Source organism: Mesorhizobium sp. M7A.F.Ca.MR.245.00.0.0, from assembly GCF_003997415.1.
GTDB lineage: Bacteria > Pseudomonadota > Alphaproteobacteria > Rhizobiales > Rhizobiaceae > Mesorhizobium.
In genome coordinates this window covers 1-7,392 of the sequence record NZ_RZTE01000078.1, presented here as the reverse complement: position 1 = coordinate 7,392, position 7,392 = coordinate 1, and the positions used below count along the sequence as shown (strand labels likewise).

Below are 7,392 nucleotides of genomic sequence, written 5' to 3'. Positions count from 1 at the left end.
GGTGATCTTCGACGGTGTCGACATCACCGGCCTGGCGCCGGAGGCGATTGCCCGCAAGGGCGTCGCGCTGGTTCCCGAAGGCCGCCGTATCTTCGCCAGCCTGACGGTGGCCGACAATCTGCGTCTCGGCGGCGCAGTGCATCAGCCGGCGGCCGAGGCAAGGCTGCGCGAGGAGGAGATGCTGGAGCTGTTCCCGATCCTGCGCCGCTACCACCGCGTCAAGGGCGGCAATCTGTCGGGCGGCGAACAGCAGATGCTGGCCATCGCCCGCGCGCTGATGGGCAAGCCGCGCATGATCTTGCTCGACGAGCCCTCGCTCGGCCTTGCCCCGCAACTGATCGACACCGTCTTCGACCTGATCGCGGAACTGCGCCGCAAGGGCCTGACCATCCTGCTGGTCGAACAGAATGTGGCGCTGGCGCTCGAAATCGCCGACCGCGCCGTCGTGCTCGCCAATGGCGAGGTGGTGCTGTCGGGCACGGCAAAAGAACTCGCTTCATCGGACCTCGTCCGCCAAGCCTATCTGGGAGCTTAAGAAGCATGATCGCGCAGCAGATCATCAATGCGGTGAGCCTCGGCGGCGTCTATGCCCTGCTGGCGCTCGGGCTGGCGATCGTCTTTTCCATCGTCGGCCTCATCAACTTCGCCCATGGCGAGTTGATGACGCTGTCGGGCTACGCGCTTCTGGCCTCGCTGGTGCTGGGTTTTCCCTTCCCGGTGGCGGTGCTTGTCGCCGTCTCCTGCGGCGCGCTCGCCGCCGTCGCCATGGAACGCGTCGCCTTCAGGCCGATGCGCGGCGCCAGCGTCACCAGCCTGTTGCTGACCAGCTTTGCCGTCTCCAGCCTGTTGAAAGTCGTCTTCCAGAACGGCATCTCGGCACGGCCGCAAGCTGTCGCCATGCCTAGCTGGATGACCGGCGCCTTCTCCTTCGGCGACTTCACCATCGGCGTCGGTCCCAGCATCTCCATCGTCGTCTCCGCACTGGCGCTGATTGCGCTGGAAGTCTTCCTGCGCCGCTCCGTGACCGGCACGGCGATGCGCGCCGCGGCGGAAGATTTCGACGTCGTGCGCCTGATGGGCATTCCGGCCAGCCGCATCATCGCCACCGCCTTCCTGCTCTCCGGCCTGCTGGCCGGGCTGGCGGCCATGCTGTGGGTGGCGCAGCGTGCCTCGGTCGATCCGCTGATGGGCTTTACGCCGGTGCTGAAGGCCTTCATCGCCGCCGTCGTCGGCGGGCTCGGCAGCCTGCCCGGTGCGGTCGCCGGCGGCTTCCTGCTCGGCATCATCGAGGTGCTGCTGCAAGCGACACTGCCGGGAGCGATCGCCCCCTATCGCGACGCCATCGTGCTGTCGGGCGTCATCGCCGTGCTGCTGGTTCGCCCGCAAGGCCTGATCCCGGCGGTCCGCGCCCAGCGAAGCTGACCTGATGTATGCCAAGCCCGAGTTCGCACCACTGTCGCGCGACGAGGTGTTCGGCCTGATCGAAGCGGCGGCCTTCGCCACGGCGGTGACAGCGGGACCGCAGGGCCTTGTCGTCTCGCATCTTCCCTTCGTGCTCGATCGCACGCGTGGTGAAAACGGAACGCTGGTCTCGCATCTCGCCAGGGCCAATCCGCACAGCGCGCCGATCGCCGAGGGCAGGGAGACGGTCGCCATCTTTCACGGTCCGCATGGCTGCATCTCGCCGTCCTGGTATCCGCGCAATCCGGTGCGCGACAGCGCGCCGACCTGGAATTTTGCTGTCGTGCATTGTCATGGGCATCCGGTGCCGCTCGACGAGCACGCCACCGCCCGGCATCTCTTGCAGCTTGTCGACGTGCTGGAAAAAGATCGCGATGACCGCTGGCGCATGCGCGAGCTGGGGCCTGGCGGCATGGAACGGCGCATACCTGGTATCATAGGGTTTGAGCTGCCGGTCGGGCGGCTCGAAGCCAAGTTCAAGATGGGGCAGGATGAGCGCCTCTATGACACAGGCGGAGCCATCAGGGCGCTGGAGCAAAACGATCCGGCGCTGGCGGCGATGATGAAGGCGCACAACGCGCATCGCCAGGACTGACCGCCCGCATGCGGCAAGGATAAGAAAAAATGATTCCAAATCTCAACATCGTGCCCTTCGTCAGCGTCGATCATATGATGAAGCTGGTGCTGAAGATCGGCGTCGAGCGCTTCCTCGTCGAACTGGCCGGCTACATCGAGGATGATTTCCGCCGCTGGGAGCTGTTCGACAAGACGCCGCGCGTCGCCTCGCACAGCGCCGAGGGCGTCATCGAGCTGATGCCGACCAGCGACGGCGAGGTCTACGGCTTCAAATATGTCAACGGCCATCCCAAGAACATGCGCGAGGGCCGCCAGACGGTGACGGCTTTCGGCATGCTCGCCGATGTCCACAATGGCTATCCTGTCTTGCTATCCGAAATGACGATCCTGACCGCACTGCGCACGGCGGCAATGTCGGCTCTGGCCGCCAAATACCTGGCGCCGGCCGGCTCCAGCTGCATGGCGCTGATCGGCAACGGCGCCCAGGCCGAATTCCAGGCGGTGGCCTTCAAGGCGCTGCTCGGCGTCGACAGGCTGAGGCTTTACGACATCGACCGCACGGCCACCGAAAAATGCATCCGCAATCTCGCCGGTCTCGGCTTCGACATGGTCGCCTGCGGCACCGCGCAGGAGGCGGTCGAGGGAGCCGACATCATCACCACCGTCACCGCCGACAAGCAGTACGCCACCATCCTCACCGACAACATGGTCGGCTCCGGCGTGCACATCAACGCGGTCGGCGGCGACTGCCCCGGTAAGACCGAACTGCACCGCGATATCCTGCTGCGCTCCGATATCTTCGTCGAATATCCGCCGCAGACGCGCATCGAGGGCGAGATCCAGCAGCTTGTGCCAGATCATGAGGTGATCGAGCTGTGGCAGGTGATGTCGGGCGCCGTACAAGGCCGGCGCGATCCCGGTCAGATCACGCTGTTCGATTCGGTCGGCTTCGCCATCGAGGATTTTTCGGCGCTGCGCTATGTCAGGGATCAGCTGCGCTCGACTGGCCTCTACCAGGAACTCGACATGCTGGCCGACCCCGACGAGCCGCGCGACCTGTTCGGCATGCTGCTGAGAGCGGCCCAGCACGGTTGAGACGAGCGTTGTTCAGCCAGCCGAGCCCCACATGGCATCCGGCACCACCACCAGCTTGCCGACGAAATCCTTGGCGATGAAATCCGCCTGCGCATGGTGGAAATCGGAGAGCTTGTAGACGCCGCCGACCAGCGGCCGGATCTTTCTCGCCTCGATGTACCCAACGATGCGGCGGAAATCCGCGCGCGTGCCCTGGCTCGACCCATGCAGTTGCAACTGCTTCAGGTACATGGTCCTGAGATCGAACTGCACGACCGGGCCGGCAATCGCGCCTGCGGTAGTGTAACGGCCCTCGGGCCTGAGAATACGCAACAGGTCGTTGAAGATGGCGCCGCCGACGAGGTCGGCCACCACGTCGATCGGCTGGCCTCCGGTCGCCTCGTTCACGGCTCGCGGCAGGTCGGCAACACCACGGGTGATGACAACCTCGGCGCCGATGTCGCGCACCGCCTGTTCTTTGCCCTTGCCGACGACGGCATACGGAATGGCGCCGCGCGCCCGTGCCAGTTGAACGATGCCGGAACCGACGCCGCCCGAGGCGCCGGTGACCAGCACACGCTCGCCGGTCTTCAAGCCGGCGCGCTCCAGCATCTGTTCACCGGTCAGGTAGGCGCAGCAGAAGGTGGCGAGTTCGATATCGCTCATGTCGGTGTCGACGACATGGGCATTCTCGGCCGGCACGGCCTGATATTCGGCGTAGCCGCCATCGCGGCCATGGCCCATATAGTCGATGTCGGCGAGCGAATCGTCGTCGCGATTGTAGATCGAGAAATCGACCATCACCCGTTCCCCGATACGGTCCGGCGACACACCTTCGCCGACAGCGGCGATGATACCGACGGTGTCGGTGCCCTGGATGCGCGGGAAAACAAGCGTGTTGCCCTGGCGGCGCCATGTCGACACGGCGGCAGCGTCCTCCTCCGTGCCATAGGCGCCCTGGCGCACCCAGACATCGGTGTTGTTCATGCCGCAGGCGCTGACCTTGACCAGCACTTCACCGGGAGCGGGCCCGGGCACTTTTAGGTCGCTGCGGTAGACGAGTTTTTCCGGTCCGCCGTGCCCGGTGAGCAGCACGGCGGCCATGGTGGCGGGAAGGGTTCTGGTCATGGCATTCATAGTCGATCTCAGAGATTGGCAAACACGCTCTTCACGGCATCGGCGGTCTTCGACACGACGATGTCGGCTTCCTCGCGGGTCAGGCAGAGCGGCGGCGCGAAGCCGAGAATATCGCCCTGCGGCATGGCGCGGCCGATGACGCCGCTTACGGCGAGCGCCGTCGCCACCTGCGGGCCGATCTTCTGCGAAGCGTCGAAGAACACCCGGTCGTCCTTGTCGGCAACGAATTCCACCGCCGCCAGCATGCCGTCGCCGCGCACATCGCCGACATTCCTGTGGCCGCCGACCGCCTTGGCCAACTCGGCGCGGAAATAGGCGCCGGTCTCCTTGGCATTTGTCACCAGGTCCATCTCGTCGATCAGTTCGAGATTGGCGACGCCGGCGGCGACGCAGATCGGATGCGCCGAATAGGTCCAGCCATGACCGAGCGAACCGAGCTTGTCGGAACCCTCAACCAGCACCTGCCACATCTTGTCGGCGACGATGACACCCGACAGCGGCGCATAGGCCGAGGTCAGGCCCTTGGCGATGGTGATCAGGTCCGGCTTGATGCCGTAATGGTCGGAGCCGAACATGGTGCCCAGCCGGCCGAAGCCCGTCACCACTTCGTCGGCGACCAGAAGCACGTCGTACTTCTTCAGCACCGCCTGGATCTTTTCCCAATAGCCGGCCGGCGGCGGCACGATGCCGCCGGTGCCGAGGATCGGCTCACCGATAAAGGCAGCGACGGTTTCCGGACCCTCAGCCAGGATCATCTCCTCGAGCTTGTCGGCGCAATGCTGAGAAAACTGCTCCTCGCTCATCGAGCGATCGGCGCGGCGGAAGTAGTAGGGTGCCTCGGTGTGCAGGATCGGCGCGCGCGGCAGGTCGAATGCGTTGTGGAACAGGTCGAGCCCGGTCAGCGAACCGGTCATCACGCCCGAGCCGTGATAGCCGCGCCAGCGCGAAATGATCTTCTTCTTCTCCGGCCGGCCGAGCACGTTGTTGTAGTACCAGATCAGCTTGATGTTGGTTTCGTTGGCATCGGAACCGGAGAGGCCGAAATAGACCCGCGACATGCCCTGCGGCGCGCGGTCGATGATCATCTTGGCCAGCGTGATCGAGGCCTCGGTGCCGTGGCCGACATAGGCGTGGTAGTAGGCGAGGTTCTTCGCCTGGGCGGCGATGGCGTCAGCGATCTTCTGGCGGCCGTAGCCGACATTGACGCAATAGAGGCCGGCAAAGGCATCGAGGCTCTTCCGGCCATTGTTGTCCCAGACGGTGACGCCCTCACCGCCGGCCATGATGCGCGTCGGGCTTTCGCCCCGCGCATGCGTGCCCATATGGGTCGAGGGATGGAAGAGGTGGTCGCGATCCCAGGCGGCGAGTTCGTTGGACTGGTCGAGCATTCTTTTGACTCCTGACAAAACGGTGATTCCGGCGCAGCTTAAGCTACATCGAGGCAGAGATATTTGAGATCGGTGAAAGCCTCGAGTCCGTGGCGCGAGCCTTCGCGGCCGATGCCGGATTGCTTGACGCCGCCGAAGGGTATCGGCGCGCCGGTGATCTTGACGCGGTTGATGGCGACCATGCCGTAGTCGAGCGCGCGGCCCATGCGCTGCTGCCGGCCACCATTCTCGGTCACGACATAGGCAACGAGGCCATATTCGGTAGCGTTGGCGCGGGCAATCACTTCATCCTCGCTGTCGAACGGCGTCACGGCGGCAACCGGACCAAACGTCTCCTCGCGCATGATCAGTGCTTCATCGGTGACATCGGCCAGCAGCGTCGGCTGATAGAACAGGGGGCCAGCCTGGTGCCGCTTGCCCCCGGTGAGGCAGCGCGCGCCGTGAGCGATGGCATCGGCGACCTGTTCCTCGACCTTCTTGACGGCGCGCTCGTGCATCAGCGGGCCGATGTCGGTGCTATCAGCAAGGCCATTGCCGGTCCGCAACGTCTCGATGCGCTTGGCGAAGGCGGCACAGAACCGATCGTAGATCGGACGCTGGACATAGATACGGTTGGCAGCGAGGCAGTCCTGGCCCGACGTGGCGAATTTGGCGTCGATGGCGATATCAACCGCTTTGTCCAGATCGGCATCGGCAAAGACGATCAGCGGGGCATGGCCGCCAAGCTCCATCACCAGCCGTTTCATGGTAGTCGCACTTTGCGCGGCGATCAGCCGGCCGATCTCGGTCGAGCCGGTAAAGCTCATGGCACGGACGCGCGGGTCTTCGCACATCCGGCCGACGATGGTCGAAGCCTTGCCGGTGATGATGTTGAAGACGCCGGCGGGCAAGCCGGCGCGTTCGCCCAGTTCGGCCAGCGCCAGCGCCGACAGCGGTGTTTCCGAGGACGGATGCGCAACGATCGTGCAGCCGGCGGCAAGGGCTGCCGCAGCCTTGCGGGTCAGCATCGCCGACGGAAAATTCCACGGCGTGACGACGCCGACGACACCGAGCGGCTCGCGTCGCACCATCATCTCGGCGCCCGGCAGATGGCTTGTGACGCTCTCGGCATTCAAGCGTTTTGCTTCTTCGGCATACCATTCGACGAAGGAAGCGGCATAGTCGATTTCGCCCAGCGACTCCTGCAGCGGCTTGCCCTGTTCCAGCGTCATCAGCAGAGCGAGGTCTTGCTTTGCAGCGATGATCAACTCGAACCATTTCCGCAGGATTTTCGAGCGCTCCTGCGGCAACAGCGCCCGCCACGCCGGGAAGGCGCGCGCGGCGGCATCGATCGCCTTCGTCGTCTGCCGGCCGTCGAGCGCGGCGACGAAAGCGACTGTGGTGCCGGTGGCCGGGTCGGTGACTTCGAAGCTTTCGGCAGCCTCGCTCGCCGTCCAGTGGCCATCGACATAGGCGAGTTCACGCAGCAGCCGGCGGTCGGTCAGGCGATCGAGCGCTTCATGGCGATGCGAGCGGGCGAAATGCGCGGACATGGTCGAGACCTCCCGGTTCGGACTGATGCGGGAAGACTATTCATCCGATGCAGATAGAGAGGCTGTTTGGACAGCCCCATAGAGAGAGATTGTCTCTATTGGCCCGCGGGCGCAGATGATCTCTCTGCTGACCGGTGGGCGGCACTAAACCTGGAGATTGGCCGAAGCCTCCCCGCCTTCGTCATCCACGGGCGGAGCAGGAGCGAAGCGACGCGGCGGAGACC

The 7,392-nt window shown here is 64.8% G+C and carries 7 protein-coding genes; 4 read left to right on the top strand and 3 right to left on the bottom strand.

Annotated elements, in window-relative coordinates; genetic code table 11:
* From EOB80_RS33875 to EOB80_RS33860, 4 genes are all read left to right on the top strand, one after another.
* Window positions 1–535: ATP-binding cassette domain-containing protein (locus tag EOB80_RS33875; RefSeq protein WP_127332319.1), on the top strand; the 535-nt coding region annotated here is incomplete at its 5' end.
* A gap of 5 nt (window positions 536–540) precedes the next feature.
* The gene (locus EOB80_RS33870) at window positions 541–1,422 is read left to right on the top strand and encodes a branched-chain amino acid ABC transporter permease (protein WP_127322412.1); all 882 of its coding nucleotides are present in this window, start codon (window positions 541–543) and stop codon (window positions 1,420–1,422) included.
* Between the two features lie 4 nt (window positions 1,423–1,426).
* Window positions 1,427–2,056 carry an FMN-binding negative transcriptional regulator gene (locus EOB80_RS33865; protein WP_127332318.1) on the top strand — a complete coding sequence of 210 codons (630 nt, stop codon included), beginning with the start codon at window positions 1,427–1,429 and terminating at the stop codon, window positions 2,054–2,056.
* Window positions 2,057–2,085: 29 nt separating this feature from the next.
* Window positions 2,086–3,132, top strand: coding sequence for an ornithine cyclodeaminase (locus tag EOB80_RS33860; RefSeq protein WP_127332316.1), 1,047 nt, complete (start codon window positions 2,086–2,088; stop codon window positions 3,130–3,132).
* A 12-nt stretch (window positions 3,133–3,144) separates the two neighbouring features.
* Here EOB80_RS33860 and EOB80_RS33855 read toward each other — a convergent pair whose 3' ends face one another.
* Genes EOB80_RS33855 through EOB80_RS33845 form a run of 3 tightly spaced genes read right to left on the bottom strand, consistent with a single transcriptional unit; the run spans window position 3,145 to window position 7,168 of the window.
* Entirely contained in the window at window positions 3,145–4,248 is a 1,104-nt protein-coding gene (locus tag EOB80_RS33855) for an alcohol dehydrogenase family protein (protein WP_127332314.1), read from the bottom strand.
* 8 nt (window positions 4,249–4,256) lie between these two features.
* Entirely contained in the window at window positions 4,257–5,636 is a 1,380-nt protein-coding gene (locus EOB80_RS33850) for an aspartate aminotransferase family protein (RefSeq protein WP_127332312.1), read from the bottom strand.
* A 38-nt stretch (window positions 5,637–5,674) separates the two neighbouring features.
* Window positions 5,675–7,168, bottom strand: a complete 1,494-nt coding sequence (locus tag EOB80_RS33845) for an NAD-dependent succinate-semialdehyde dehydrogenase (RefSeq protein WP_127332310.1) — start codon at window positions 7,166–7,168, stop codon at window positions 5,675–5,677.
* Between the last annotated feature and the right edge of the window lie 224 nt (window positions 7,169–7,392).